The organism is Mesorhizobium sp. M7A.F.Ca.CA.004.12.1.1 (genome assembly GCF_003997835.1).
Lineage (GTDB): Bacteria > Pseudomonadota > Alphaproteobacteria > Rhizobiales > Rhizobiaceae > Mesorhizobium.
This window is the reverse complement of sequence record NZ_RZRK01000718.1, coordinates 1-3,093: the sequence shown is the minus strand read 5'-3', so window position 1 is coordinate 3,093 and position 3,093 is coordinate 1. Positions and strand designations below refer to the sequence as shown.

2 protein-coding genes are annotated in these 3,093 nt (G+C 63.1%); one reads left to right on the top strand and one right to left on the bottom strand.

The annotated features are described in order from the left end of the window. Window positions 1-515, bottom strand: a 515-nt coding sequence (locus EN984_RS28310; protein WP_127384117.1) for a peroxidase-related enzyme, incomplete at its 3' end; no start/stop codon positions are given. A 136-nt stretch (window positions 516-651) separates the two neighbouring features. Between EN984_RS28310 and EN984_RS28305 the strand changes: the two genes are divergently transcribed. Beyond that, a partial coding sequence (locus EN984_RS28305; RefSeq protein WP_206517493.1) for an NAD-glutamate dehydrogenase domain-containing protein occupies window positions 652-3,093 on the top strand: 2,442 nt, incomplete at its 3' end.

Sequence of the window (3,093 nt, the reverse complement as noted above, 5' to 3'; positions counted from 1 at the left end):
GCGGCCACGCGGTTCGACATGTTGAAGAAGGCAGCGGTCGAGGCGATGTCCCAGATGTCGCGATCGGTGAAGCCGGCCTGACGCAGCGCGGCCCGGTCTGCCTCGACGATCTTGGCCGGCTCTTGCGTCAGCTTGACGGTGAATTCGAGCATTGCCACCTGCCTGGGCGAAAGATCGGCGGCGCGGAAATTCATCACCATCATTTCGCCGAGCGGCGGGTCGCCGGAGAGCTGGCGCACCGCCGCGCCATGCGCGGTCAGGCAATAGTAGCAATGATTGATCGAGGAGACGGCGACCGCGATCATCTCGCGTTCCAGCTTGGTCAGCCCGGACTCACCCAGCATCAAATCGTTGTACATGTCGGTGAAGGCGCGCAGCTTTCTGTCGTCGAAGGCATAGGCCCTGAGCACGTTGGGGACGAGGCCGAGCTTCTCCTCGCATTTGGCGAAATAGGTTTTTGTCGCCTCGCTCAGCTCTCCCTGGCCAAGATCAAGCGCGCTGATTTTGCCGGTCATGGGTCATTTCTCCTCGTTGCGCGGCATCTTGTCGCCAAATTCCGATAATTCTTGGCAAGCCGTCAAACCTTTGTCGCCAAACAGCGGTCATCTGCTACCATATTCGTAAAAGCATTCGACGGGAGGGACGTGCGTCATGGCCAGCGTGAAATCCGCGAGCAAGCCGAAGAAAAAAGCCACGGCAGCGATTAAAGCGGAGGAAAGGCCGGCCAGGCTTGCAGACTATCTGCTCGCCCGCGCGCCAGCTGAAGACATTGCTCCCTACGATGTGGCCGACCTGGAGCGGGCTGCCGATCTCGCCGGCCAGGCAGTCGCCACTCACAGGAAAGGCGAGTGCGTCGTCGCCGTCGATGCCGATTCGGGCGTTGTGCGAGACGGCCGCCCGATGACGGTTGTCACGGTCGTCAACGACAACATGCCGTTCCTGTTCGATTCCATCCTCGGCGAGATCACCGAGACATCGGGCGAACCGACCCTGGTCACCCATCCGGTTATCGTGGTGCGCCACGGCAAGGGCGGCGTGGAAGAAATCCTCGGCGACGGCAATTTCGCCAAGGACGATGGCAGCCACGACCGGCTTAGCGTCATCCATGTCCACATCCCGCGGGTGACATCCGAGCAGGCGAGCGGATTGAGCGAGCGGCTGCGCAAGATCCTTGGCCAGGTTCATGCCGCCGTTCACGACTGGAGGCCGATGCTGGCCCGCCTCGATCAGGCGATCTCGGAATTCCGCTATACGGCCGTGCCGCTCGACAAGAAGAGCGTTGCCGAGGCCCTCGCCTTCCTGGAGTGGCTGCGCGACGACAATTTCACCTTCCTTGGCATGCGCGAGTTCAAATACACCGGCGGCGAAGAAAGCGGTACGCTGGAGCGCGCTGAAAAGCCCGGCCTCGGCATCCTGTCCGACCCCGACGTGCTGGTGCTCAGGCGCGGCACCGAAGCGGTGACGACGACGCCGGAAATCCGCGCCTTCCTGCACGGGCCGGAGCCGCTGATCGTCACCAAGGCCAATGCCAAGTCGTCCGTGCACCGCCGCATCTATCTCGATTACATCGGCATCAAGACCTACACCGCCAAGGGTACGCTCGCGGGCGAATTGCGCATCGTCGGCCTGTTCACCTCGACCGCCTACACGCGCTCGGTGATGAAGATCCCGTATCTGAGGTCAAAAGCCGAAACCATCATCGCCAAGTCCGGCTTCGACCGGCACGATCACTCCGGCAAGGCGCTGATCAACGTGCTGGAAAGCTATCCGCGCGACGAATTGTTCCAGGTGCCGGTGCCGATCCTGAGGAAGCACGCCGCTGCCATTCTGGGCCTGGTCGAGCGGCCACGCGTGCGGGCGCTGGTGCGCGCCGACCAGTTCGACCGTTTCGTCTCGATCCTCGTCTTCGTGCCGCGCGACCGTTACGACAGCGTCGTGCGCGAGAAGATCGGCTCGTATCTGAAGACCGTATTCGAAGGTCGGCTGTCGGCCTATTACCCGGCCTTCCCCGAAGGCGGGCTGGCGCGCGTGCACTTCATCATCGGCCGCTCCGGCGGCAAGACGCCGAAGGTCGAGCAAGCGACGATAGAGGCGGCGATCCGCGACATCGTGCGTACCTGGGAGGACGCCCTTTCCGATGCGGCCGAGGCCAGTGGCGGCGACCAGGCTTTGAAGGCGATTGCCGCGCGGCTGCCGGAAAGCTACCGCGATTCGTTCAGCGCGGCGGTGGCGCTGGCCGATGCCAGGCGCATTGCCAAGATCAGCGCCGGCAATCCGATCGCCATCGATTATTATCGTCATGCCGAGCAGAAACCGCATCAGGCGTCGCTGAAAATCTATCACCATGGCAGCCCGGTGGCGCTGTCGCGGCGGGTGCCGGTGCTGGAAAACATCGGCTTCCGCGTCATCAGCGAGCGCACCTTCGAGGTCGGCGACGAACAATCCGGCCTGGTCTTCATCCATGACATGGAGTTGGAGAACAGCTACGGCAAGCCGATCGACCTGACTGACGGCGGCGGGCTGTTCGAGGACGCGTTCCTGTCCGTCTGGCGCGGCGACGTCGACAATGACGGCTATAACGGCCTTGCCCAGACCGCCGGCTTGTGGTCGGGCGAGATCACGATCCTGCGCGCCTATGGCCGCTATCTGCAGCAGGTGGGCATTCCGCAAAGCCAGGATTTCATCGCCGCCGCGCTCAATCGTTATCCCGACATAGCGCGGGGCCTGCATGCGCTGTTCATCGCCCGGCTTGGCCCGACGGCCGAGACCGAAGGCGTGGTGGCCGCAAAGCACCTCAAGGCCAAGATCAAGGACGCGCTGGAGGATGTGCCGAACATCGATGACGACACCATCATCCGGCGCTATCTCAATCTGATCGAAGCCTCGCTGCGCACCAATCATTTCGTTGCCGATACGAAAGAGAAAGGCCAGTCGCTGGCGATCAAACTCGATTCGCACGCGGTCGAGGGCTTGCCGGCGCCGCGGCCGTGGCGGGAGATCTTCGTCTACGGTTCCGAGGTCGAAGGCCTGCATCTGCGCTTCGGTCCGGTGGCGCGCGGCGGCCTGCGCTGGTCCGACCGCGCCCAGGACTAC